This is a genomic window from Desulfobaculum xiamenense (assembly GCF_011927665.1).
Classification (GTDB): domain Bacteria; phylum Desulfobacterota; class Desulfovibrionia; order Desulfovibrionales; family Desulfovibrionaceae; genus Desulfobaculum; species Desulfobaculum xiamenense.
Genome location: NZ_JAATJA010000005.1, coordinates 102,232 through 125,551, shown reverse-complemented (window position 1 = coordinate 125,551; position 23,320 = coordinate 102,232). Strand labels below are relative to the sequence as shown.

At 64.7% G+C, this 23,320-nt stretch carries 20 protein-coding genes and 2 tRNA genes; 5 read left to right on the top strand and 17 right to left on the bottom strand.

The annotated features are described in order from the left end of the window. Window positions 1–9: 9 nt before the first annotated feature. From pyrF to rfbB, 14 genes are all read right to left on the bottom strand, one after another. On the bottom strand, window positions 10–714 hold the full coding sequence (gene pyrF / locus GGQ74_RS15680) for an orotidine-5'-phosphate decarboxylase (protein ID WP_167942539.1): 705 nt from the start codon (window positions 712–714) through the stop codon (window positions 10–12). Window positions 715–725: 11 nt separating this feature from the next. Continuing rightward, on the bottom strand, window positions 726–1,346 hold the full coding sequence (gene gmk / locus GGQ74_RS15675; RefSeq protein WP_167942538.1) for a guanylate kinase: 621 nt from the start codon (window positions 1,344–1,346) through the stop codon (window positions 726–728). Continuing rightward, window positions 1,339–1,599 carry a DUF370 domain-containing protein gene (locus tag GGQ74_RS15670; protein WP_167942537.1) on the bottom strand — a complete coding sequence of 87 codons (261 nt, stop codon included), beginning with the start codon at window positions 1,597–1,599 and terminating at the stop codon, window positions 1,339–1,341. The genes gmk and GGQ74_RS15670 overlap by 8 nt, the downstream gene beginning before the upstream one ends. Window positions 1,600–1,638: 39 nt before the next feature. Then, window positions 1,639–2,520, bottom strand: a complete 882-nt coding sequence (locus tag GGQ74_RS15665) for a YicC/YloC family endoribonuclease (RefSeq protein WP_167942536.1) — start codon at window positions 2,518–2,520, stop codon at window positions 1,639–1,641. Window positions 2,521–2,675: 155 nt separating this feature from the next. Further along, window positions 2,676–4,001, bottom strand: coding sequence for a MiaB/RimO family radical SAM methylthiotransferase (locus GGQ74_RS15660; RefSeq protein ID WP_167942535.1), 1,326 nt, complete (start codon window positions 3,999–4,001; stop codon window positions 2,676–2,678). Further along, window positions 3,998–5,035 carry a tRNA 2-thiouridine(34) synthase MnmA gene (gene mnmA, locus GGQ74_RS15655; protein WP_167942534.1) on the bottom strand — a complete coding sequence of 346 codons (1,038 nt, stop codon included), beginning with the start codon at window positions 5,033–5,035 and terminating at the stop codon, window positions 3,998–4,000. Before mnmA ends, GGQ74_RS15660 begins: the two co-directional genes overlap by 4 nt. Window positions 5,036–5,116: 81 nt before the next feature. Then, entirely contained in the window at window positions 5,117–6,586 is a 1,470-nt protein-coding gene (gene gatA, locus GGQ74_RS15650; RefSeq protein WP_167942533.1) for an Asp-tRNA(Asn)/Glu-tRNA(Gln) amidotransferase subunit GatA, read from the bottom strand. Between the two features lie 33 nt (window positions 6,587–6,619). Beyond that, on the bottom strand, window positions 6,620–6,904 hold the full coding sequence (gene gatC / locus GGQ74_RS15645; protein ID WP_167942532.1) for an Asp-tRNA(Asn)/Glu-tRNA(Gln) amidotransferase subunit GatC: 285 nt from the start codon (window positions 6,902–6,904) through the stop codon (window positions 6,620–6,622). Between the two features lie 35 nt (window positions 6,905–6,939). Next, the gene (locus GGQ74_RS15640; protein ID WP_167942531.1) at window positions 6,940–9,129 is read right to left on the bottom strand and encodes a penicillin-binding protein activator; all 2,190 of its coding nucleotides are present in this window, start codon (window positions 9,127–9,129) and stop codon (window positions 6,940–6,942) included. 147 nt (window positions 9,130–9,276) lie between these two features. Then, a complete protein-coding gene (dnaK, locus tag GGQ74_RS15635; protein WP_167942530.1) occupies window positions 9,277–11,169 on the bottom strand; it encodes a molecular chaperone DnaK in 1,893 nt (630 codons plus the stop codon). A gap of 144 nt (window positions 11,170–11,313) precedes the next feature. Further along, entirely contained in the window at window positions 11,314–11,883 is a 570-nt protein-coding gene (gene grpE / locus GGQ74_RS15630; protein WP_425338097.1) for a nucleotide exchange factor GrpE, read from the bottom strand. Window positions 11,884–11,931: 48 nt separating this feature from the next. Further along, the gene (hrcA, locus tag GGQ74_RS15625; RefSeq protein WP_167942529.1) at window positions 11,932–12,960 is read right to left on the bottom strand and encodes a heat-inducible transcriptional repressor HrcA; all 1,029 of its coding nucleotides are present in this window, start codon (window positions 12,958–12,960) and stop codon (window positions 11,932–11,934) included. Window positions 12,961–13,009: 49 nt separating this feature from the next. Next, window positions 13,010–13,897, bottom strand: a complete 888-nt coding sequence (gene rfbD, locus GGQ74_RS15620; RefSeq protein ID WP_167942528.1) for a dTDP-4-dehydrorhamnose reductase — start codon at window positions 13,895–13,897, stop codon at window positions 13,010–13,012. Next, entirely contained in the window at window positions 13,894–14,919 is a 1,026-nt protein-coding gene (rfbB, locus tag GGQ74_RS15615; protein ID WP_167942527.1) for a dTDP-glucose 4,6-dehydratase, read from the bottom strand. The genes rfbD and rfbB overlap by 4 nt, the downstream gene beginning before the upstream one ends. A gap of 298 nt (window positions 14,920–15,217) precedes the next feature. On the opposite strand from rfbB, the gene GGQ74_RS15610 reads away from it, so the two are divergent. Then, window positions 15,218–15,294: transfer RNA gene (locus GGQ74_RS15610), tRNA-Val, on the top strand. 192 nt (window positions 15,295–15,486) lie between these two features. Here the strand turns inward: GGQ74_RS15610 and putP are convergent. After that, a complete protein-coding gene (putP, locus tag GGQ74_RS15605; RefSeq protein WP_167942526.1) occupies window positions 15,487–16,959 on the bottom strand; it encodes a sodium/proline symporter PutP in 1,473 nt (490 codons plus the stop codon). Between the two features lie 508 nt (window positions 16,960–17,467). Here putP and GGQ74_RS15600 point away from each other — a divergent pair. Together GGQ74_RS15600 and GGQ74_RS15595 are read left to right on the top strand one after the other, a co-directional pair. Beyond that, a tRNA-Val gene (locus GGQ74_RS15600) sits at window positions 17,468–17,544 on the top strand. Window positions 17,545–17,807: 263 nt separating this feature from the next. Beyond that, the gene (locus GGQ74_RS15595; protein WP_167942525.1) at window positions 17,808–18,260 is read left to right on the top strand and encodes a tRNA (cytidine(34)-2'-O)-methyltransferase; all 453 of its coding nucleotides are present in this window, start codon (window positions 17,808–17,810) and stop codon (window positions 18,258–18,260) included. 26 nt (window positions 18,261–18,286) lie between these two features. Here the strand turns inward: GGQ74_RS15595 and GGQ74_RS15590 are convergent, their stop codons facing one another. Together GGQ74_RS15590 and GGQ74_RS15585 are read right to left on the bottom strand one after the other, a co-directional pair. After that, a complete protein-coding gene (locus GGQ74_RS15590) occupies window positions 18,287–20,293 on the bottom strand; it encodes a TRAP transporter permease (RefSeq protein ID WP_167942524.1) in 2,007 nt (668 codons plus the stop codon). Window positions 20,294–20,404: 111 nt separating this feature from the next. Next, entirely contained in the window at window positions 20,405–21,397 is a 993-nt protein-coding gene (locus GGQ74_RS15585) for a TAXI family TRAP transporter solute-binding subunit (protein WP_245168333.1), read from the bottom strand. Between the two features lie 235 nt (window positions 21,398–21,632). Between GGQ74_RS15585 and cbiB the strand changes: the two genes are divergently transcribed. Both cbiB and GGQ74_RS15575 read left to right on the top strand, forming a co-directional pair. Continuing rightward, entirely contained in the window at window positions 21,633–22,568 is a 936-nt protein-coding gene (gene cbiB / locus GGQ74_RS15580; protein ID WP_245168332.1) for an adenosylcobinamide-phosphate synthase CbiB, read from the top strand. A gap of 140 nt (window positions 22,569–22,708) precedes the next feature. After that, window positions 22,709–23,038, top strand: coding sequence for a hypothetical protein (locus GGQ74_RS15575; RefSeq protein WP_167942522.1), 330 nt, complete (start codon window positions 22,709–22,711; stop codon window positions 23,036–23,038). Window positions 23,039–23,320: the final 282 nt, after the last annotated feature.

Sequence of the window (23,320 nt, the reverse complement as noted above, 5' to 3'; positions counted from 1 at the left end):
TTCAAAGGGTTATAGAACGACGCGCCCCATCTGTTCAAGGAAAAGCGCCGCGGCGTCGGCGGGCGACGCCGCGCGGGTGATGGGCCGCCCCGCGACGAGATAGTCCGATCCCGCGCGTACGGCCATTTCCGGCGTCATGACGCGGCGTTGGTCGTCGCCAGCGTCGGCCATGCGGATGCCGGGGGTGAGGCAGGCGAAGTCCGCGCCGCAGGCGGCCTTGATGGCCTGTGCCTCGTGCCCGGAGCAGACCACGCCGTCGAGTTCGCAGTCGCGCACGGTGCGGGCGTAGGCCAGCGCGAGGTCCGCTACGCTCGTGCCCTCGGGCAGGGCGAGGTCCGTGGCGTCCATGCTGGTCAGCACGGTGACGGCGAGCAGGATGGGCGAGCGGCCCGTGCGCGCCGCGCCGTCTTCGAGGCCTTCACGCGCGGCTTCGAGCATTCTGCGCCCGCCGCAGGCATGGACGTTGACCATGTCCGCCCCAACGCCGACGGCGGAGCGCACGGCTCCGCGCACGGTGTTCGGGATGTCCATGAACTTGAGGTCGAGGAAGACCCGAAAGCCCATGTCCGTGAGCGCGCCCACGATGGACGGCCCGGTGGCGGTGTAGAGTTCAAGGCCCACCTTGACCCAGTTCACCGCGCCACGCAGGCGGGTGGCCATGTCCAGCGCGGCCGTGCTGTCCGGAAAGTCGAGTGCGACGACGAGTTCTGCCATGCGTGATGCTCCTAGGCGTCGATTTTTCGGTGCATGATCCATTTGGGCAACCCGGGCATGTAGCAGGGGCGGGTGCCCTCGGCGAGGTAGACGCTCTTGAGCAGCCGGTAGGCGTAGTCGAGGTCGTCGTTGACGATCCAGTAGTCGAACTGGTCGGACTGGGCGATTTCGCCGGGGGCGTTCTCGATGCGGCGGCGGATGGTCTTGTCGTCGTCGGTGTTGCGGTTCTCCAGCCGCTGGCGCAGTGCGGCCATGGACGGCGGGAACAGGAACACGTAGCAGCCCTCTTCCATGTTCTCGCGCAGCTGGGCCGCGCCCTGCACGTCGATGTCGAACAGGATGTCCTGTCCTTCTTCGAGCAGGTCGATGATGGCCTGCTTGGGCGTGCCGTAGCAGTTGCCGTGGACCTCGGCCCATTCGGCGAAGAAGCCTTCGGCGGCGAGGCTGCGGAAGTTTTCCATGCTCACGAAGTGGTAGTCCACGCCGTTGCGCTCACCCGCGCGCGGAGCGCGGGTGGTGTAGGAGATGGAGAAGGAGATGCGCGGGAATTCCTCGCGCAGGCGCTTGATGAGGGTGCTTTTGCCCGTGCCCGAGGGCGCGCAGATGACGAGCATCAGTCCGCGTCTATTCATTCTCGTCCTCCTCCTGGCTGAAGCGCTGGCTGATGGTCTCGGCCTGTATGGCGGACAGGATGACGTGGTTCGAGTCGGAGATGATGATCGAGCGGGTCTTGCGGCCCTGGGTGGCGTCGATGAGCCGCCCGGCCTGACGGGCGTCCTCCCTGAGCCTGCGCATAGGCGATGAGGTCGGGTTGACGATGGCGATCACCCGCGTGCTCACGACGAAGTTGCCGAAGCCGATGTTGAGCAGACCGTGGTTCTTCATGTTGCTGTCCCGTTGTGTTTGATGGTTCGGCTAAGGCTGCTACTCGATGTTCTGGACCTGTTCGCGGCATTTCTCAAGCTCGGCCTTGAAGTCCACGACAAGCCTGCTCACCTCGGTGTCCTGCGCCTTGTTGCCGCAGGTGTTGATCTCGCGGAAGCACTCCTGAAGCAGAAAGTCGAGGCGCTTGCCAGCGTCCGCGCCGTTTTCCATCACCGCGCCAAGCTGGGTGAGGTGGGCGTCGAGGCGGGTCAGCTCTTCGGTCACGTCGATGCGGTCGGCGATGATGGCCACTTCCTGCAGCAGGCGGTCCTGATCGAGCTCCACGTTGTACTTGTCCAGAACGGTCTGGATGCGCTTTTCGACGGTGTCGAAGCGGATTTCCTTGACCTGCGGGGTGCGGCTGCGCAGCTCGTCGAGCCAGCCGGACAGGCTGGCGATGCGTTCCACGAGGTCTTCGCGCATGGCGCGGCCTTCGGTGGAGCGGGCCTCGTTCCAGTCGTCGAGGGCCTTGATCAGGCCGTTTTCGAGGTCGGCCTTGAGGGACGGATCGGGTTCGCTGGCGGAGTCCTCCCACAGGAAGGACATGCCCATGAGGCGCATGTAGTCGGGCTTGAAGGTGTCGCCGTTGCGCACGGCGAACTTCATGAGCTGGGACAGCATGGCCGAGGCCAGCGGCTGGTTCAGTTCCACGCCGAGGATTTCGGGGCGGTAGACCTGCAGGTTCAGTTGGACGTTGACGCGGCCGCGCAGGGCGTGCTCGCGCACGATGCGTTCGAAATGCGTTTCGAGGGCGCGCACGCTGGAGGGCAGGCGCCACTTGAGGTCGAGGTGACGGCCGTTGACGCTGCGGATCTCCCATGCCTGGGACCAATCCGTGCTCTGGGAGGAAAAACGGCCGAAGCCGGTCATGCTTTTGATCATCGTTACCCGTTCCTTTGGAGAGGGTTGTGCGTGAATGTGGATATCTTCGTCCGTTTCCGGCTGCGCACGCAGTGATAGGCGTGCCGGAGACGGATGGTTGCAGTGGGGTCGGTTAGTTAGCCGCCTTCGGGCGGCTTGTCCATAGCGCTCGAAGTCTAGCGGTCATGGGCGTCCGCAGCGGGTGCGACGACGAGGGTGGTCCCGTCCACGCGCACCGGCGTTGCCCGGAGCATCATGCGCCGTTTTGCCTGCGCGATCGGCGTGTCGAAGCGGCAGTCCGCGTAGTGCTGGCAGACGCCGCGAATGGGCGAAAGCCCTTCGACCACGACATCGAGTGCGGGTTGCGCGGCAAGCCTGCCGAGGAAGGTCGTCTTGCCGCGTTCGGCCACGGCGCGCAGGAGCGTGGCGCGGTGCTTCTTCACCTTGTGCGCCACCTGCTCGGGGTAGCGTGCGGCCGGGGTTCCCGGCCTACGAGAATACGGGAAAACATGGGCATAGGAAAGCGGCAGAGCCTCGCAGGCCGCAAGGGTCTGCGCGAAGTCCTCGTCCGTCTCTCCGGGGAAGCCGGTGATGAAGTCCGCACCGAGGCCGAAGAGCGGCCAGATTCTGCCGAGTCGCTCAAGCCAGTTGGCCACCTGTTCCGGGGCGTAGTGGCCGCGGCCCATGCGCCGCAGCACCGCCGGGGCGAGGCTTTGCAGGGAAACGTGCAGATGCGGGCAGGCCATGCGCGAGGCACCGAGCACGTCGAGCGCCTGATCGGTGAGCTGTCCGGGGTCGAGGGAGCTGATGCGCAACCGTGCGCGTCCGGCCCAGTCCGCTGCGAGGTCCGCGTCCAGATGCGCTAGGAGATCCCAGAAGTTCGGCGCGCCGTCGAGGTCCGTGCCGTACTGCGCGAGGTTGATGCCCGAGAGGGTGACCTCGTGCCATCCGGCGTCGAACAGGCGGCGGATTTCCGCGGCGATATCGGCCATGGGGCGGCTGATCGACGCGCCGCGCGTGTGCGGGATGATGCAGTAGGTGCAGCGGTGGGTGCAGCCGTCCTGCACCTTCACCACGGCCCGCACGCGGTTGTAGCCGCTGATGGAGAATTCGGGGAACCGGCGTGGAGCCGGGGTGTCCTCGGGCTGTGGCGCGACCGGGGCCATGGGCAGGATCAGGAGATCGGTCTTGCGGGCCTGCGGGACAATGCGTGCGCCCTCGAAATCCTTGGCGAGCTCGTCGGCCATGACCTGCGCCGCGCAGCCGGTGATGACCAGCTCCGCATCCGGGGCCAGCCGCATCAGCCTGCGCGCCTCGTGGCGCAGGTCGCGGATGGCGTGGGCGGTGACGGCGCAGGAGTTGACGACGATGACGTCGGCGAGGGCCGGGTCCTCTGCTTCCTCGCGTCCGGCGGCGATCCATGCCTCGCGGATGGACTGGCTCTCGTACTGGTTGATCTTGCAGCCGAGGGTGGCGATGTGGAAACGTTCTGGATGCTTCATGCGTTGCGTATGCGTCCGCCAGCGAGCACGGAGCCGTCGTGGTCGTACAGTGCGCCGACCTGACCCGGCGTGGGGCGGGTATGGGGTTCGATGAACGAAAGGCGCAGCGTGTCGCCGGCGAGCGTCGCATGCGCGGGCTTGGCCTTCTGGCGGTAGCGCGTCTGGACGAGGACCGTTTCGGGCCATGCGGCGGGCGGCACGAGAATGTTCACGTCGCCAAGCGTGCAGCCCGTGGCGGGCAGGCGTTCGGCCGTGCCCACGATGAGCGCGTTTCGCGCGGTGTCCTTGTCGAGGACGTAGAGCGGTTCGCTCCACGCCACGCCGATGCCGCGTCGCTGGCCGAGGGTGTGCCGCCACAGGCCGTTGTGGCGGCCGACGGTGGTGCCGTCCTCCAGTTCGATGGGGCCGGGGCCGGGGAGCCTGTCCATGCGCGAACGCAGGAAGGCGCAGTAGTCGTCGCCCGGCACGAAACAGATTTCTTGACTTTCCGAGGGCAACGGCACCACCACGCCGCGTGCCTCCAGTGCGCCGCGCACGTCGGCCTTGCACCAGTCCCCAAGGGGCAGGATGGCGTGTTCGAGGCGTTCGCGCGGGACGAGGGAGAGGAAGTAGCTCTGGTCCTTTACCGGGTCCGCTCCACGGTACAGGCGTTTCCCCGTGGGGGTGTCGAGCATGCGGGCGTAATGGCCGGTGGATAGCGTGTCCGCCCCGAGTTCCCGCGCGCGGTCGAAGAGCAGCCCGAACTTCATGGCCGGATTGCAGGTGGCGCAGGGGTTGGGCGTGTGGCCCTCGGCGTAGCCGCGCACGAACGGCGTGATGACCTGCTCGTCGAACTCGCGCGAGAGGTCCACCGCGTGGAAGGGAACGCCGAGTTCGGCGCAGCGCTCGGTAAGCGCCGCAACGGTGCGTGCCGTCGTGTCCGAAGGGGGCAGGAAGTGGGCGTGGATGGCGAAGACGTCGAGTCCCCGCTCCTTCAGAAGGAGCAGGGTGAACAGGCTGTCCATGCCGCCGCTGACCGCTACCGCTGTCGTCATTGAATTTTCCCGTTTCGAGATGCTCGTGGTGCCGGATAAACGGAAGCCCCGCTGTGCGGGGCTTCCTGCTCGATGGTCAGGCTATGCGATTGTGGTCGGCGCGGGGAGCGGGGCAATGCCCCGCATCAGTGCGTCGGCCGTTGCCAGAAGCGTGTCCTCGCCGAAGGCCGGGCCGAGCAGTTGCAGGCCCACGGGCATGCCGCTGTCCGCACCGAGGCCGACCGGGATGGAAACACCCGGCAGACCGGCAAGGTTCAGGCTGATGGTGAAGATGTCCATGAGGTACATCTGGAGCGGATCGGCGGTCTTTTCACCGATGCCCCACGCCGTGACGGGCGAGGCCGGGCCGCAGATGACGTCGCACTGCTCGAAGGCGTCGAGGAAGTCCTGCCGGATGAGGCGGCGGACCTGCGCGGCCTTGCGGTAGTAGGCGTCGTAGTAGCCGGCGGAGAGCACGTAGGTGCCGAGCATGATGCGGCGCTTGACCTCGGTGCCGAAGCCCTTGCTGCGCGAGGACACGTACATGTCGATGAGGTCCGTGGCGTCCTTGTCGCGCAGGCCGTAACGCACGCCGTCGAAGCGGGCGAGGTTGGAGCTGGCTTCGGCCATGGCCACGATGTAGTAGGTGGCCACGGCGAACTTGGTGTGCGGCAGGCGCACCGGCACGGGTGTCGCACCCAGCTCGCGGGCGCGGTCCATGGCGGCGCGGCAGGCCGTTTCCACCTCGGGCGCGAGGCCTTCGGACCAGTATTCCTCGGGCATGCCGATGCGCAGGCCCTTGAGGTCCGCGCGGGCGGCGATGGCGGCGGCGTAGTCGGGCACCGGGCAATCCACGGATGTGGAATCGCGCTGGTCGTGCCCGGCGATGACCGACAGCATGAGCGCCGCGTCGGGCACGGTGCGGGTCAGCGGGCCGATCTGATCGAGGCTGGAGGCATAGGCCACGCAGCCATAGCGCGAGACGCGTCCGTAGGTGGGCTTTACGCCCACGCAGCCGCAGAACGACGCGGGCTGGCGGATGGAACCGCCGGTATCCGTGCCGAGGGAGCCGAAGCACTGCCGCGCGGCCACGCTGGCGGCGGAGCCGCCGCTGGAGCCGCCGGGAACCCGGTTCGTATCCCACGGGTTGCGGGTGGGGCCGAAGGCGGAATTTTCGGTGGAGGACCCCATGGCGAACTCGTCCATGTTGGTCTTGCCAATGATGATGGCACCGGCCTCGCGCAGGCGGGCCACGGCCGTGGCGTCGTAGAAGGGAACGAAATTCTCCAGAATGCGCGAGGAGCAGGTGGTGGGCGCGCCCTTGGTGGCGAGGATGTCCTTCACGCTCACCGGAACGCCCCACAGGGGCTTGGTCGCGTCGGGACCGGCGGCGTCCATGGCCTTGGCCTGCGCGAGGGCGGCTTCGCCCTGCACGGAGGTGAAGGCGTTGATGTCAGGCTCGGTGGCGGCGATGCGGTCGAGGCAGGCCGTGACCGCGTCTGTGGCGCTCACTTCGCGCGAGGCGAGCAGGTCGCGTATTTCCGTCAGTGTCTTGCTGGTCAGCTCGGACATGAATGAATCCTTGTTATCTTGCCGCAGGGTCGTCTACACGATGCGGGGGACGATGAAGTACTTGCCGTCGGTGTCGGGGGCGCCGTCGAGCACGTCCTCGCGCTCGCAATCACGGTGGACTTCGTCCTCACGCAGGCGGGTGACGTGTTCGACCGGGGAGTAGAGCGGCTCCACGCCCTCGGTTTCGGCCTGTCCGAGTTCGTCCATGTATTCCAGAATATCGCCGATCTGTGCGGCGAAGCGGGACAACTCGTCCTCGTCCAGACGCAGCCGCGCGAGCTTGGCCACGCCAGCTACCTGTTCGGGGCTGAACTTCATGCGGGTTCTCCTTGCGGCGCGATGGCGCGCCGGGGTTATTGCAGCTCCTGCGCCTGCGAGTCGGTGCCGGTGGTGCGGCCTGCGTCGCGGGCGGAGAGCTTTTCGAGCAGCACGCGCACGCGGCTGGCCACCTGCGCGTTGCCCGGAGTCTTTTCCAGAATTTTCTGCAAGTCTTCAAGCTCTTCCTTGTCGCGCAGCATTTCCACGCGTTCGGCGTGCAACTGGCGGATACGCTCCATGCGTTTGGCCAACTGCTCGGGATCGACGTGGACCAGACCGTTTCGCGTGGGGCGGAACAGGAACATGTCCTGCCGCGCCCTGCCGTTTTCGTCCCACGAGATGGGAGCCATGCTCCAGTCCATGGACTGGGCGGCGGCGCGGGCGGCGGGCGTCACCACGTCGGGATCGGCGCTGCGGATAGGGCCGAGGCGTTCGGCGAAGCGGATGAAATCGTAGCCGAGGGCCGTCCACAGATCCGGCTCGCCGAGGCCGTCCTGATGGAGATCGGCCAGCAGGCGCTTGGCGGCCTGCGATTCGTTTTGCGGCCACCAGGCGCTCGGCAGGACGGACAGCCCGAAGTAGCGGGCCTCGATGGCATTGTCCTTGAGGATGCCCTGCGCCCACAGCGAGGAGCCGAGGAACAGGAGCCTGTCTTCGTCGTGGTAGAAGAACTGGGGGACGAGCTGTTCGGCCTGCGCCCAGCCGTCGGGCAGGAAGACGGCCCGGAAGGGCGGTTCCGGCACGGCGTGCCTGCCGTCGGCCTCTGCGTTGGCGCGGCGCAGGGCCGCGTCGCCGGAGGGCGGGGTGGACAGGAGCTCGCGGACCTTTTCGCCCCAGATGGTGGGCTGCGCCGGAGGATAGCTGCCGGTGGCCGAGATGTGGGCCATGCGGGCCTCGGCTTCGGTCCTGAAGATGGCCGACAGGCGGGAGCCGAAGGCGTCGTCGGGGTGCAGGGTCGCCAGATCGAGGATGCCGAACTGGTCGACCGCCAGCGAGAGCAGGGTGCGAACCTGATCCTGCGGGCTGGAGAAGAAACGCCACGCGTCGTGGCCCTCGCTGGCCGAGCCGAGGCTCGACAGGAAGGCGAAGTAGGGGCGCTCTGCCGTGAGCCCGTTGGCGTGGATGGTCTGGAAGGTGGTGCTGCGCAGCGGTCCGCCGACGACGGCATAGTCGCGCGGCAGTTCGGCGAGCTGCTGGCGCCAGCCGGGGGCCTCGGTGTTGATGACGCGGATGTTCAGCTGTTCGCCGTTCATGAGTGCGTGCCACTGGGCCACGCCTGCGCCGCGCAGGATCTTCCAGCCGATTTCAGCATAGGGACCGGACAGGGGCAGGGCCAGCGCCACGCCGCCACCGGGAATTTCGCGGCGGTCGAGGAACGGGGCCAGCGTGCGGCTGACGAGTCCTGCGTCCGCAAAGTTGCCTTCGCGGGCGAGCTGGTTGAACTGGTGCCATGCCGCGGGCCATGTGGCTTCGCTTGCGGCGAGGCGTCGGGCCTTTTCCAGCCGAATGATGGTGTAGGGAAAGACGTTTCGCGCGTCGTCCGGGATGATGAGGGCGAGGTCGGCGACGAGGGCGTCCTGCGTTTCGGAAAGCTCCGTCGCCAGCGCGCGTTCGAGCTGGCCGCGCGAGACGCGGGCCGGGTCCGGCGAGGCGTCGTATACGCCGCTCAGGGTGCGCATGGCCTGCTCGTAGGCCTTTTCGTTCCACTGGAGGCGGGCCAGCGTGATACCGGCGCGGAAGCGCAGTTCCCACGGGCGGGCGGTATCGCGCAGTAGTCCGGCCAGATGCTTGCGCACGGTCTCGCGTCTGCCGAGGCCTTCGAGGGCGTCGGCGTAGACGGTGTGCCATTCCCATGCGTCGCGCATGGCGGGGGCGATGGCGTTCAGGCGCTCAAGCGTCTGGAGGGCGAGGTGTTCGTGGGCGTTCTTCACCGCGCTTGCGGCGAGGCGCAGCAGGGCTTCGCGCTCCTGCGCGGGGGCGAGGCCGCCGCGTTCGATGAGGCTGTTGTAGAGCAGTTCGCTGCGCGAGAAGTCGCCGCTGTCCCATGCCGCGCGGGCATCCTCGGCAAGGGTGGCCGCGCTGGGCGTGCCCTGTGCCGGGGCGGGAGTGGTGGGGAGTCGCTTCTTGCCGCAGCCGAGGGCAGTCGTCAGAAGAGCTATCGCCAGAAGTGCGGCCACAAGGCGCGCCGCGTTCATGATGGCGGAACGGTCGCGTGTGTTTTTCATCGGCTCTGTGGGAGTTCGGGGTGTCGCCGCAAGACGCGGCATATAAAGATGGCCTGTCCGCCCATATGAGCGGACAGGCCAAGCTATACCCGTTCGAATCCGAAGGCAAGCGCGGGGCCGGAAGGCCCGTGGCGCATGCCTTGACGGTTAGACTTCCTTGTAGTCGGCGTCCACCACGTCATCGTCGTCCTTGGCGGAGCCGGGCTTGGCACCCTGCGCACCGGCGTCGGACTGACCCTGCTGCTTGGCGTAGAGCTGCTCGGCCAGCTTGTGGGAGGCCTGCGCCAGATCGTTGGTGGCGGCCTCGATGGCGGCTGCGTCGTCGCCTTCCATGGCCTTCTTCAGGGCCTCGGCCTTGGTCTCGATGTCGCTCTTGAGGGCGGGATCGAGCTTGTCGCCGAGGTCGCGGATGGACTTCTCGGTGGTGTAGATGAGCGTATCGGCCTGATTGCGGGCCTCGATGAGCTTCTGCTTCAGCTTGTCCTCTTCCGCATGAGATTCGGCTTCCTTGACGAGCTTTTCGATCTCGTCCTCGGAGAGGCCGCTGGAGGCGGTGATGCGGATGGACTGCTCCTTGCCGGTGCCCATGTCCTTGGCGGACACGTTTACGATGCCGTTGGCGTCGATGTCGAAGGTGACCTCGACCTGCGGCACGCCGCGCGGAGCGGCCGGGATGCCGGTCAACTCGAAGCGGCCGAGGGTCTTGTTGTCGCCAGCCATGGGACGCTCGCCCTGGCACACGTGGATGGACACGGAGGGCTGGTTGTCGGCGGCGGTGGTGAAGACCTGGCTCTTCTTGCTCGGGATGGTGGTGTTGCGGTCGATGAGCTTGGTGAACACGCCGCCAAGGGTCTCGATGCCGAGCGAGAGCGGAGTCACGTCGAGCAGTAGCACGTCCTTGACGTCACCGGCGAGGATGCCGCCCTGAATGGAGGCGCCCATGGCCACGACTTCGTCGGGGTTCACACTGCGGTTGGGCTCCTTGCCGAACAGTTCAGCCACCTTCTGCTGGACCAGCGGCATGCGGGTCATGCCGCCGACGAGGACGACCTCGTCGATGTCGGAGGCGGAGAGGCCGGCGTCGGCCAGTGCCTTGCGGCAGGGACCGGCGGTGCGCTCCACGAGATCCTCGACCAGCTTTTCCAGCTTGCCGCGGGAGAGCTTGACCAGCATGTGCTTGGGACCGGTCTGGTCGGCGGTGATGAAGGGCAGGTTGACCTCGGTCTCCATGGAGGAGGACAGTTCCTTCTTGGCCTTTTCAGCGGCTTCCTTGAGGCGCTGGAGGGCCATGCGGTCCTGCGAGAGGTCGATGCCGTTCTCACGCTTGAACTCGTCCACGAGGTAGTTGATGACCCTGTGGTCGAAGTCCTCGCCGCCGAGGAAGGTGTCGCCGTTGGTGGCGCGCACCTCGACGACGTTGTCGCCGACTTCGAGGATGGAAATATCGAAGGTGCCGCCGCCGAGGTCGAACACGGCGATCTTTTCGTTGGCCTTCTTGTCGAAGCCGTAGGCCAGCGAGGCGGCAGTCGGCTCGTTGATGATGCGCTTCACTTCAAGACCGGCGATGCGGCCAGCGTCCTTGGTGGCCTGACGCTGGGAGTCGTTGAAGTACGCGGGAACGGTGATGACCGCCTCGGTAACCGTTTCGCCGAGGTAGGTTTCGGCGTCGGTCTTGAGCTTCTGGAGGATCATGGCGGAAAGCTCGGCGGGGCTGAACTTCTTGCCATCGACCTCAACGTAGGCGTCACCGTTGGAGTGTGCGCTGATGGTGTAGGGGCAGCTATCGGCCCAGGCCCTGATGGCCGGATCGTCGTGCCTGCGGCCCATGAGGCGCTTGACCGCGAAGACGGTCTTGCTGGGATTGGTCACGGCCTGGCGCTTGGCCAGTTCGCCAACGAGACGTTCCTTCTCGGTGAAGGCGATGATGGACGGCGTGGTGCGGCCGCCCTCGGGGTTGGTAATGCACTTGGCATCCTTTCCTTCCATCACGTAGACGCAGGAGTTCGTGGTGCCGAGGTCGATGCCTATGATCTTGCCCATATCTGAAGTCCTCCTCTTGGGGAAAATAATCTTTTGTCTGCTGATGCGGTCAATCGCATTCGGTGATGAAAATAATTCGCCAAATCCGCCTGTAAAGGGGGAGGTGCAATTTTTTTCACCGGAAGCGGAGCGGCGGGAAGGACGCTAGGCCTCGGGGGCCTTGCTGACCATGACCATCGCCGGACGCAGGAGGCGGCCATTTAAGCGGTAGCCCCTGTTCAAGAGGTTGGCTACGCGGCCGGGCTCCATGTCCGTGCGCTCTTCCTGGCCAACGGCCTCGTGAATCTCGGGGGAGAACTCCTCGCCGAGTTCGCCGACGGGTTCGAGGGCGTGCTTGGACAGCGCGTCGAGGAAGGCCTTGCGGGTCATATCCACGCCGAGCACGAAGTTCTTGCACTCGGCAGAGGTGGGGGCGTGCTTCAGGGCGAGGTCGAGGTTGTCGAGGACGGGGAGCAGGTCCGCCAGCACCTTTTCGGTGGCGAACTTGCGGAATTCGTCCTTGTCACGCTCAAGGCGCTTGCGGGTGTTGTCCATGTCGGCCAGCAGGCGCAGACGCTGGTCCTCCATCTCGGCCTTTTCCGGGCACTGGGGGCATACGCGTTCGGCGCACAGGGTGCGCAGCTCCTCATCCGTGAGGGTCAGTTCGGTGGCGGCGTCGGTGTTGGCCGCTTCGGTGGTCTCGTTCATTTCGACAGTATCCATATCTTTTTCCATGGTCATTGTGCGGTCTCCGGGATCGCTGAAATGTGCAGGGATTGGCTATTAGCGATTGCTGAGGAGTTCTGTAAGCATTCGAGCCGTGAAGTCAACCACCGGAAGGATTCTTGCGTAGTCCATGCGCAGGGGGCCGATGATGCCGAGCGCGCCCTTGCTCTCGTCCGCCGCGCCGAAGGGGGCGGAGATGAGACCGTAGGGATTCGCGCCTTCCGGGGCGTCGTGCCGGGCGAAGGTGATGGTGGTGCGTCCGGCGTCGATGGTGCCGTCGAGCAGGTCGAGAAGACGCGAGCGCTCCTCCAGCATGTGCAGCAGTTGGCGCATGGTTTCGGCGTTGGCGAATTCCGGCTGCGTGAGCACATGCGCCGTGCCGTCGAAGAAGAAGTCGCGCTTGGCTCCCGGTTCGAAGGTGTCGCGGGCGAGGCGTAGCGCTTGATGATAGAGCCTGTCCAACCGGCGCTGGGCGTATTCGAGGTCTACGAGGATATGGGCGCGCGCTTCGGTGAGCGTCATGCCCGCGTAGTGGTGATTCAGGAAGTTGCTGAAGGCCGTGAGGTCGTCTCGCGTGACGTGGTTCTCCACGGACACGAGGCGATGTTCGACCATATCGCCCTCCATGACCAGCACGGCCATGACCAGCCCCTTGCGCACGGGCACGAAGTCGAGGCTACGCCAGCGCACGTCGGCATGCGCCGGAGCGAGCACCATGCTCACCTGCTGCGAAAGCGTGGCCAGCAGGCGCGAACACTGCCGCAGGATGTCGTCCAGTTCCAACCCCGCGTTGTCGAGGCCGGTGCGGATGACGGCCCGTTCCTGCGGGGTAATTTCCGGCGGGGTGAGCACGGTATCCAGATACAGCCGGAAGGCCAGCGGCGTGGGGATGCGCCCCGCCGAGGTGTGCGGCTGTTCGAGGAAGCCCTTGTCCGTGAGGTCGGCCATGGTGTTGCGGATGCTGGCCGCGGAAAGGCCGAGGCCGCAGCGGCGCGCGACATGTCGGGAGCCGAGCGGCTGGGCCTTGCTGATGTAGTCCTCGACGATGGTGGTCAGGACTGTCGTTTCACGTGTGCTCAATGGCATATGCGGCTTTCCTGCGCGTCGCGGCCCGTGGACCGCGACGCGGCGTGACTCATTCGTCGGCCGTGTCGTCGGCCGTTTCGCGGTAGACGTATTCCTGCACGGCTTGCAGCCATGGCCGCGGGGTGATGCCCGTGGCCGCGGTGAAGCGTGAGGTGTCGAGCACGGAGAAGGCCGGGCGCGTGGCCTTCTGCGGGTATTCGGCGGAGGCGATGGGCGTCATCGTGCAGGGCAGGCCAGCGGAGCGCACGGCTTCGCAGGCCAGTTCGCACCAGCTCGCGCGCCCGGAGTTGACGACATGGAAGATGCCGGATGCTCCGCTCTCCAAAAGCGCCAGCGAGTAGGCGGCCAGATCCGGGGTGTAGGTCGGCGAGCCGACCTGATCGTGCACCACGCCGAGGCTGTCGCGCGTGGCGCACAGGTTCAGCATGGTGTGTACGAAGTTCTTCTTGCCGGGGCCGAAGAGCCACGCCGTGCGGATGATGATGAGCCGTGCAAGCCCTGCGGCCGTAAGCGCTGTCTCGCCTTCAAGCTTGGTGCGCCCGTAGGCGGACTGGGGAGCAGTGGCGTCGTCCTCCGTGTAGGGCGCGCCCTTCTTTCCGTCGAACACGAAGTCCGTGGAGTAGTGGACGAGCGCGGCGGACATGTCGCGCATGGCGCGGCCGATGATGCCCGGAAGCACGGCGTTGACGCGCCGGGCCTCGTTGGGTTCGTCCTCGGCCAGATCGACCTGCGTGTAGGCCCATGTGTTGAAGACGGCGTCTGGCGCTTCGGAGGCGATGAACGCGCGAAGGGATTCGACGTCGTAGGCCCACTCTTCCGGGCGGCCGGTCACGCTGACCGTCCATCCGGCGTTTTCGAGCGTGCGGGCCAGCGTCATGCCGAGCAGGCCGGAGCGGCCGCCGAAGACCAGCGCCTTGCGTGAATCGCCTTCGCTCATTTGCGCTCTCCGTACCAGGCGTCCATGAAGGTTCTGTATTCGCCGCTTGCGACCTTGTCGCGCCACTCGCGATTGGCGGCGTACCAGTCCAGCGTCTCGCGCAGGCCACGCTCGAAGTCGTAGAGCGGCTCGAAGCCGAGTTCGCGGTGGGCGAGGCTGTAGTTCATGGCGTAGCGCCTGTCGTGGCCGGGGCGGTCCTTCACGTGGGTGACGAGGGTCTCGGGCCTGCCCATGGCGGCGAGGATGGAGTGCACCACGTCGATGTTGGGCTTCTCCGCGTTGCCGCCGAAGTTGTAGATGGCTCCGGGGCGGCCGTTGCGAAGTGCCATGTCTACGCCACGGCAGTGGTCGGTGACGAAGATCCAGTCGCGCACCTGCATGCCGTCGCCGTAGATGGGGAGCGGCTGGCCTTCCTCGGCGAGCTTGATCATGAGCGGGATGAGCTTCTCGGGGAACTGCCACGGGCCGTAGTTGTTGGAACAGCGCGTGACCACGGCCGGGAAGCCGTAGGTCTTCCAGAAGGCGCGCACGAAGAGGTCCGCCGAAGCCTTGGACGCCGAGTAGGGGCTGTTGGGGCGTAGGTGGTTGTCTTCGGTGAAGGCGGGGTCCTCGGGCGTGAGGGAGCCGTAGACCTCGTCGGTGGAAATGTGCACGAAGCGCTCGATGTTCGCCTCCATGGCCGCGGTGAGTAGCGTCTGCACGCCCATCACGTTGGTGGTCACGAAGGGGGCCGGATCGTGGATGGAGCGGTCCACGTGGGACTCTGCGGCGAAGTTGACCACGGCGTCCGGCTTGTGGTCGGCGAGGATGGCGCGCACCGCGACGGGGTCCGCAATGTCGGCGCGGACGAAGGTGTGCCGCGTCCCCATGGGCGATTGCTCAAGTGGAGCCATGTTGGCCCTGTTTCCGGCGTAGGTCAGCTTGTCGAGATTGACGATCTCCACGTCCGGATAGGTCCCGAGCATGTAGTAGATGAAATTGGTACCGATGAAGCCGCAGCCACCGGTGACGAGAATCTTCATGAACAATCCTTCCAGTTGCGTTGTTTCGAGGGCGCGGGAGCGCCTGCGCCGCCTTTGGAGGGCGGACCGGGTGCCGGGGCTGGTCGTCCCGGCGCGCCGGGCAACACTAGCGCAAAATCGTCCGCTGGCAAAGTCCGTCAAAACGGGAAAAAGACGGACTTTTTTCATGTGTCGGGAAAAAATGCTTGACCGTGAGGGGGCGCAGGGCTATCTACCGATTCCCGCAACGGGAACGTGTTTGCGCGCCGCTGGCGTACGTTTCGCGGTCCTTGTGCGGCATCCTTCACGGGATGAATGTGGGCGATTAACTCAGTTGGTCAGAGTGCCATCTTCACACGGTGGAAGTCACTGGTTCAAATCCAGTATCGCCCACCACCGAAAGCCTAGCAAGCCTCTCTCGCCGAACGGCGGGGGAGGCTTTTTGTCGTGACCTGCGTCTGTGCGGACGTATGGGCCGTGCGCCGTCCATTTTCCGTTCTTCATCCACTCCTCTTCCCATCGTGAGCTTTTCCAAAGAAAAGGGGCCGCCGTTTCCGGCAGCCCCTCGAAGTGGTCGTTTGTCGTACGCTAGGCCTTGAGGTCGCGCTTCATGTCCTCGTACTGGGCGAGGATGGCGGTGTCCTTCTGGGGCAGGAAGGTGTCGATGAGGAACATGGTCATGAAGTTGGCCACGAAGCCGGGGACGATCTCGTACATCTTCGCGCCGAGACCCGCTTCCTTCCAGAACACGAGTACCAGCGTGCCGACGATCATGCCCGCGAGGGCGGACTTCCACGTCGTCCTGCGGCTGAACAGGGCGAAGAGCACCACCGGGCCGAAGGCCGCGCCGAAGCCGCCCCATGCGTAGGCCACGAGGCCGAGGATGGTGTTGCTGGGGTTCAGGGCCATGCTCAGGGCGATGGCCGAGATGATGAGCACGCACAGTCTGCCGACGAGCATGAGCTCCTTGTCGGAGGCCTCGCGGCGCAGGATTTTCTTGTAGAAGTCCTCGGTAAGCGCGGAGGACGACACGAGGAGCTGGGAGTCGATGGTGGACATGATGGCGGAGAGAATGGCCGCCAGCAGCACGCCGCCCACCCACGGATTGAACAGTTTGGCGATCATGTAGATGAAGACCTTTTCCTGTTCGCCGCCGGTGAGGCCCTCGTACATGGGGATGGCGATCATGCCGACCATCACCGCGCCTGCGAGGGAGATGAGCACCCACACCAGCGCGATGGCCGTGGCTTTGGGCAGCTCGCGAACGGAGCGGATGCCCATGAAGCGGGCGAGGATGTGCGGCTGGCCGAAGTAGCCCAGTCCCCATGCCATGGTCGAGATGATGGCGAGGATGGACAGCGCCTTGCCAGAGCCGTCCGTGAACAGGCCGGTGGCGATGTTCTTGGCCATCATGTCGGCCTCGATGGCTGAGATGCCACCGTTGTGGGCGATGCCCATGGTCGGCACGACGACGATGGCGAAGAGCATGAGCGCGCCCTGGAAGAAGTCCGTCCAGCACACGGCCATGAAGCCGCCAAGGAAGGTGTAGGCCACAATGACCACCGCGCCGGTGATGACGGCCACGGTGTAGTCCACGCTGAAGACGGATTCGAAGAGCTTACCCGCCGCTACAAGGCCGGACGAGGAATAGATGGTGAAGAATATGAGGATGATCACCGACGAGCCAACGCGCAGCAGGCTGGTGGGATCCTGAAAGCGGTTTTCGAAGAAGGACGACAGGGTCAGTGTCTCCGTCAGCTGGGTGTACACGCGCAGGCGCGAGGACACGAATATCCAGTTCAGGGCCGTGCCCACGAAGAGGCCGATGGCGATCCACGCCTCATTCATGCCGCCGAGATACACCGCGCCGGGCAGCCCCATGAGCAGCCATCCGCTCATGTCGCTGGCCTGCGCCGAAAGCGCCGTCACCCAGCTACCGAGTCCGCGACCGCCGAGGATGTAGCCCTCGATGTTGGTGGTGCGGTTGTAGAAGAACCATCCTACAGCCAGCAGAAAGAGCAGGTAGACGAAGAAGGTCAGGATGGTCTCGATCTGGATCATGGACACTTCCTTTGTGGTGAAAGGGTGAGTATGAGGCGCGCTGTGCGGGCCGGGACGCTCGGCCGCCCAGAAGAATGTTCAGCGGCGAAAAGCGTTGCGGACATGCCGATTTTTCAGGAGATTTTCCAAGCGGACGATCTCGTGAAGCGTTGGAGGCTACACGAAAACGAATTTTTTTCCAATAGCGTGTCTAAAAAAGGCTGTTTCTCGAACTTCGTTCGTTTTTGGTGTGGCTAAAATGAAGGAAGTTTCGAATTGTTGGAAAAAAGCGAAGAGTCGAGCTTTTGGCGGCCCAAAATATGAACGCGGTGGACTGGCGAATCGTGATGGTGATCAAAAAAAGATGCCATGAGTCCGACGGCGGTGCAGACGAGCGAGCGAGGGGCGAGTGGGACGGGGAACGCCTGCGGCAAAAGAGTTGACCATCATGGAAATTTTCTGTTGACACTGTGGCGGTTTTAGGACAAAAAGCGTCCATCGAGCCGCTGGAAAGCGGATCGCATCGAACGGGCGATTAACTCAGTTGGTCAGAGTGCCATCTTCACACGGTGGAAGTCACTGGTTCAAATCCAGTATCGCCCACCATCGAAATTCAAGAAGCCGCGACAGTGTCGCGGCTTCTTTTCGTTTGTGGCCGGCGAGTTGGTCGGTGGACGCGGGATGGCGGATGTGAGTGCCGTTGGTAGGCATTTGGGCGGGCATCGGACGCTGTGAGACGCGCCGCATTTTTCGGACAAGGCGAATCCGCCTGCATGTGCGGATGGTGCTGCGCTTCGCGCTCGCATGCTTGCACGTCGAGGCGTTTGTCTGTACACGGCGAGTGGCCCGACCGGGCCGGAGGAACAATCATGGAAATAGTGCTCTACGAACCCGAGATTCCGCCGAATACCGGAAACATCGCGCGGTTGTGCGCCGGTACCGGCACGCCCCTGCATCTTGTGGAGCCGCTCGGCTTCAGCCTTGATGACCGCTACCTCAAGCGGGCGGGGCTCGATTACTGGCCCCACGTCAACGTGACCGTCCACCCGGACTGGTCGTCCTTTCTCGCCTACGCCAATGGCCGTCGGCTGGTGTGCACCAGCTCCCGGCGTGGCGAGCGCTATGACCGTTTCGCCTACCGTAGCGGCGACATTCTCGTCTTCGGCCCTGAGACGCGCGGACTGCCTGCCGAGGTCGTCGAGGCCGCTGGACAGTGTGTCAACATTCCCATTCGCGGTCAGGTTCGCAGCCTGAACCTCTCCACGTCCGCTGGCATCGTGCTCTTCGAGGCCATGCGCCAGACGGACGAACTGCCCGCCTAGCCCCTTCCGCATTCACGCAGGCGCGATCAGGCCGGAGCCTCGTTCATGTTCCGGCTATCGCGCCTGTTCTTGTATTTCTGCATCAGATAGACCAGCCCAACTACGCTGACCCCGACGACGTTGTACACGTGGTGCGGGTGGTAGCACAGGAACGTGCCTAGCGCGAAGATCAGCCATTCGACGAGTGTCGTTCGTCGGATGAGGTAGCCCATGGTCAGCGCGGAGAAGGCCAGTGTTCCGATCACCGCGCTGGTGAAGGCCATGCAGACCTCGATGAACGATCCGTAGAGCAGGATTGCCGGTTCGAAGGCGAACAGGAAGGGCACCACGTAGAGGAGCTTGGCGAACTTGAAGGCCGTCCAGCCCGTGCGCCATGGGTCGGACCCCGCGATGGCCGCACCCGCGTAAGCCGCCACGCATACCGGCGGCGTGATGTTCGAGTCCTGGCTGAACCAGTAGACGATCATGTGCGAGGCGATGACCATGCTCGTGGCCGTGTGCCCCGCAATGCCTGCCGCATCGAGCATCTGGACCATGGCCGGAACGGCGAGGGACGCGGTGATGAGGTAGCTTGCCGTGACTGGAACGCCCATGCCCAGCACCAGCGAGGCCAGCCCGATGAGCACGATGGATAGCGGTAGGTTCCCGCCGGACAGCGAGATGATGATGTCCGAGAACTTGAGCCCGATGCCGGTGAGGCTGATGGTGCCGACGATGATGCCGATGACGCCCACCGTCGCGCCGATGACCAGCGTCGCGCGGGCACCGTTGACTGTCGCTTCCCAGATTTCCCGGATTCCCATTCGGTACTGCCTGTCCGTCCAGCTAATGGCGATGCAGGACACCGTGGCCCAGAATGCCGACATGCCCGGCGAATAGCCGAGCAGCATGAGCACCACGATGATCAGGAGCGGGATGGACTTGTACCAGTGCCGCCGGAAGATCACGGAGGCCGGTTCGAAGTCCTCGTCCACGAGGCCGCGGATGTCATGCTTGCGCGCCTCGAAGTGGATCATGGACAGGACGGAGAAGAAGTAGAGCAGCGCCGGGAAGATGGCCATCTTCATGATGTCCACGTAGGGCACTTCGGTTAGTTCGGCCATGAGGAAGCCGCCCGCGCCCATGATGGGGGGCATGAACATGCCGCCGATGGAGGCCGAGGGTTCTATGGCCCCCGCCACGTGGCGGCGGAACCCTGCGCGCTTCATGAGCGGAATGGTGAAGGTGCCGGTGGAGACGGTGTTGGCGATGGCCGAGCCGGAGACCGAACCGAAGAAGGCCGAGGCGATGACCGCGACCTTGGCCGGACCGCCCACGGAGCGGCCCGCCAGCGCCAGCGGCCAGTCGATGAAGAATTTCCCCACGCCCGATTTCTGCATGAACGAGCCGAAGAAGATGAACAGGATGACGTAGGTCACAAGCACATTGGCCATCACCCCGAATACGCCGTCCTGCTCCATGAACAGCGTCACGGCCATGCGCTCAACGCTGAAGCCCCGGTGGGCGAAGAGGTCCGGAAAGTAGGGGCCGAAGACGCCATAGGCCAGAAACGCCACGCCGACGAAGGTCATGGACCAGCCAAGCACCCGGCGGCAGACCTCCAGCGAAAGCAGTACCCCGAGGCCGCTGATCCAGATGTCCGCCATGGATTCGTTGCCGGAGCGGTAGTTGAACGCCTCGAATTCCAGCATGTAGTAGCCGACGGTGACTAGCGCCAGCGCCACCAGCGCGAGGTCCGCCGCCGATGGACGCGACGACGGCGAACGCCGGGACATGGGGAAGCAGATGAGGATCATGACGTAGGTCAGCAGGACATAGACGCCCCGGTTGAACTGCGTGTCGATGGGGAGCCCCGCGATGGAGAAGAAGTAGAAGACGACCATGAACGCGCCAAGGCTATCCGCCACCGCGCGCCAGAATCCGCCGAGTTTGCGCCCCGAACGTGACTCCTTGGACATCACCCGCTTGAGCGCGGCCTTTTTCTCGGCAGATAGTTCAGGCGTTTGGACGGCGTGGGTATCTGATTCGGGCATGGCGGGCTCCGGTGTGCTTGGGGCGATACCCCGTGATGGTGCGCTGGCGGGACGTTCACGCAACGCGGGACCGGAGGGCCCGGTCCCGCGCGGATGATCAGAGGGGGTGCGTCATTCCGGAGTGGGGACCTTGAGGCCCTTCTCCTGCCAGAACTTCGCCGCACCGGGATGGACCGGAATGGCCACGCCCTTGAGGCCGTCCACGATGGTCATGGAGGAGGCGGTCTTCTTGGCGGCGACCATGTGGTTCAGGCCCTCGGGCGAGTAGATGCACGATACGGCGCGGTAGACGAGGTCCTCGGACAGGACGTTGTTGGTGCACCAGTAGGCGGCGTCCTGGAAGGACTTGGTCGGACCGTCCTGCCCGCGGTAGGTGCCTGCGGGAATTTGGACAGGCGAGTAGAAGGGATAGACGTCGTAGAAGCCGGTCTGCACGGCATCGTCATGGACGTTGAGGAGCTGGATTTCGTCGCGCGCCGCGGCCTCGATGACCGAGGAGTTGGGGTATCCCACGAAGACCCAGAACGCGTCGAGCTTGCCGTCGTTGAAGGCCGATGCGGCAGCGGAGTAGCCCATGTTCTGGCGCTTGATCTTGTCCCAGATGCCGATGTGGCGGAAGAAGCGTTCCGCCGCGGCTGCCGCGCCGGAGCCTGCGTTGCCGATGGCGACACGCTTGCCGGCGAGGTCCATTGCGGACTTGTAGCCCGCGCCCTTTTTCACTACGAGGTGCGCAGGGGCTCCATACAGGTAGGAGATGGCCCGTACGTTCGTGTACTTGTTGCCGTCCTCCGGGAGTCTGCCGTGGCGACCGAGGTAGGCGTCTCCGGAGTAGACGATGCCGAAGTCTACATCTCCCTTGTCCAGCCGCTTCAGGTTCGCGGTGGAACCACCCGAACCTTCGGAGGACACTTCGATGTCGTCGTAGCTCTTGGAGATATAGCTGGCCATGGCGTTGGCGAAGTAGTTGAATGTGCCGCCGACCGGCCCGCCGCCATAGGCGAGGTAGGCCTTTTTCGCCAGGGCCGGAGACGACCATGCGCAGATGATCAGGGCAAGGGTGGCAATGGTGACGATGGAGAGCCTGTAGCCGCCTTTCATGGTCATCAACTCCTGTTTTCTGGTTTTAGGGGAGTATCCTCAACTGTTTAACATGGAATGCGTGACGCAAGTCAAGCCCGTAAGATGGATGCATACCTTCGGGTATTGCGCTAGCCCCGTGAAAAACTGCGTGCTGTGGAGCTGCTTTGGCGTTGTCGATGATTTGTATTGCGCAGGCTTGTTGCTGATCTCGACGGATATATATCCATGTGAGGTTTTGTTTCAAATGATTTCAGGTGAGTTGCTTTCGACTGTCGCGCTTCCTGTTGTCGCGGTCGTACTCGATGCGGCGTTTGGTGATCCGCATGCCCTGCCGCATCCTGTGCGGGCGCTTGGTGCGTGCGCCGTTCGGTTGGAGGACTGGGCGCGTCGGTTGGGCGGAGGGCTGAAGCTCAAGGGTGTGGCGTGCATGAGCCTGCTCGCCATTGGCGCGTGGTGCGTGGTCGCCGGTGTCGCGGTCCTGCCGGTCGTCGGTATTGTGGCGTCCGTCTATCTGGCCTATGCCGGGTTGGCCATGGGGCAGCTTCTGTGCGAGGCCCGCCACGTCGCCGGTCTGCTCGATACGGGGCTGCTGGACGAGGCGCGCGGTGCGCTGTCCATGCTCGTGAGCAGGGAAACGGCGCACATGACCGAGGCGCAGGTCCGTGCCGGGCTGGCCGAGACGGTCAGCGAGAACCTCAACGACGGATTCGTCGCTCCGTTTTTCTACCTTGTGCTTGGCGGCCCGGCGCTCCTGTGGGCGTACAAGGCCGTGAGCACGCTTGATTCGATGTGGGGATACAAGACCGAACGCTATCGCGACTTCGGATGGGGCGCGGCACGCATGGATGATGTCCTGGCGTGGATTCCTGCGCGGCTTTCGGCGGTCTGCCTTGTTGGCGCGGCGCTCCTCTGTGGGGGCGATGTGCGCGCGGCGCTTCGCGACGTGCGCGAACACGCGGCCCGAAGCGCCAGCCCCAACGCCGGGTGGCCCATGGCCGCCGCGGCGCTGCTGTGCGGGCGCTCCATGGGCGGTCCGGCCGTGTATTTCGGTGTGGAACACCACAAGCCACACCTCGGCCCGGAAGGGTGCGAGTGGGACGCCGCGTCCATCGCTCATCTGCTGAAGCTCGTCCGTGTGGCGGGTTTCCTGTGCGTGGTCGGTTTGGTTTGTCTGTCGGCGCTGGCCCTTGTGTGATCAACGCGCGCACATGCGGGTGTTGCCCTTCGTGCCGAATGCGTATAGACCGGGCTTGCCAGCTGGGGCCTTGCGCGCCCCTCATGTGGATTGCACGCCCGGAGGATGTCCTCCCGGCACAGACGATCGGAGTACGTTCCATGCATTCTGAGATGGATGAATATCCTGAATTCGACTTTCTGGTGCACATCGAGGGCTTTCTTGTCCCTCTCGCTCACATCAGGGCCATTGGCTGGGTGGAGAAGACCTATCCCGATGCCGAGCAGCCCTACGAGAAGGAGCAGTACTATTTCCGCGTCCATCTCGATCAGCCTGTCGGAGATCAAGGCGACGGCGTGGCCCGCGATCTGGCTGCCTTCTTCGATACGGAGGCTGACGCCGAGGCGGGCCGGATGCGCCTTGCCGAGCGGGTTAACGATTTTTACAAGAGCATGTACGCGAACATGATGTTCACGAACAACATCCATTGATTTTTTGCGCGTCGCGGCGAAACCGCGACGCGCACCTTCGTCCCGCCTTCTGCGCCTCGACGGCTCTCGCGGTCGGTTCGTTCTCTTTTCAATTCGAGTGACTTCGTTCGTCGGGTGGCGATTGCGCTGTGCGCGGTCGGCTCGCCCTTGGCATTCGTTTGGCGTTTTCGCTCGTTGCGGAAGGCCAGCGTGATGAGGTGTCGGGTTTTGCGCGCAAACCCATGGCGCGAGACTTCGGACTGCGCTAACATGGGGCGCCGCCGTGTCCCCCCCCCTGTACGT

What these genes read in the sequence shown, in the direction of transcription:
- pyrF (WP_167942539.1), bottom strand. Translation starts at nt 714, where the DNA reads ATGGCAGAACTCGTCGTCGCACTCGACTTTCCGGACAGCACGGCCGCG.
- gmk (WP_167942538.1), bottom strand. Translation starts at nt 1,346, where the DNA reads ATGAATAGACGCGGACTGATGCTCGTCATCTGCGCGCCCTCGGGCACG.
- GGQ74_RS15670 (WP_167942537.1), bottom strand. Translation starts at nt 1,599, where the DNA reads ATGAAGAACCACGGTCTGCTCAACATCGGCTTCGGCAACTTCGTCGTG.
- GGQ74_RS15665 (WP_167942536.1), bottom strand. Translation starts at nt 2,520, where the DNA reads ATGATCAAAAGCATGACCGGCTTCGGCCGTTTTTCCTCCCAGAGCACG.
- GGQ74_RS15660 (WP_167942535.1), bottom strand. Translation starts at nt 4,001, where the DNA reads ATGAAGCATCCAGAACGTTTCCACATCGCCACCCTCGGCTGCAAGATC.
- mnmA (WP_167942534.1), bottom strand. Translation starts at nt 5,035, where the DNA reads ATGACGACAGCGGTAGCGGTCAGCGGCGGCATGGACAGCCTGTTCACC.
- gatA (WP_167942533.1), bottom strand. Translation starts at nt 6,586, where the DNA reads ATGTCCGAGCTGACCAGCAAGACACTGACGGAAATACGCGACCTGCTC.
- gatC (WP_167942532.1), bottom strand. Translation starts at nt 6,904, where the DNA reads ATGAAGTTCAGCCCCGAACAGGTAGCTGGCGTGGCCAAGCTCGCGCGG.
- GGQ74_RS15640 (WP_167942531.1), bottom strand. Translation starts at nt 9,129, where the DNA reads ATGAAAAACACACGCGACCGTTCCGCCATCATGAACGCGGCGCGCCTT.
- dnaK (WP_167942530.1), bottom strand. Translation starts at nt 11,169, where the DNA reads ATGGGCAAGATCATAGGCATCGACCTCGGCACCACGAACTCCTGCGTC.
- grpE (WP_425338097.1), bottom strand. Translation starts at nt 11,883, where the DNA reads ATGGAAAAAGATATGGATACTGTCGAAATGAACGAGACCACCGAAGCG.
- hrcA (WP_167942529.1), bottom strand. Translation starts at nt 12,960, where the DNA reads ATGCCATTGAGCACACGTGAAACGACAGTCCTGACCACCATCGTCGAG.
- rfbD (WP_167942528.1), bottom strand. Translation starts at nt 13,897, where the DNA reads ATGAGCGAAGGCGATTCACGCAAGGCGCTGGTCTTCGGCGGCCGCTCC.
- rfbB (WP_167942527.1), bottom strand. Translation starts at nt 14,919, where the DNA reads ATGAAGATTCTCGTCACCGGTGGCTGCGGCTTCATCGGTACCAATTTC.
- putP (WP_167942526.1), bottom strand. Translation starts at nt 16,959, where the DNA reads ATGATCCAGATCGAGACCATCCTGACCTTCTTCGTCTACCTGCTCTTT.
- GGQ74_RS15595 (WP_167942525.1), top strand. Translation starts at nt 17,808, where the DNA reads ATGGAAATAGTGCTCTACGAACCCGAGATTCCGCCGAATACCGGAAAC.
- GGQ74_RS15590 (WP_167942524.1), bottom strand. Translation starts at nt 20,293, where the DNA reads ATGCCCGAATCAGATACCCACGCCGTCCAAACGCCTGAACTATCTGCC.
- GGQ74_RS15585 (WP_245168333.1), bottom strand. Translation starts at nt 21,397, where the DNA reads ATGACCATGAAAGGCGGCTACAGGCTCTCCATCGTCACCATTGCCACC.
- GGQ74_RS15575 (WP_167942522.1), top strand. Translation starts at nt 22,709, where the DNA reads ATGCATTCTGAGATGGATGAATATCCTGAATTCGACTTTCTGGTGCAC.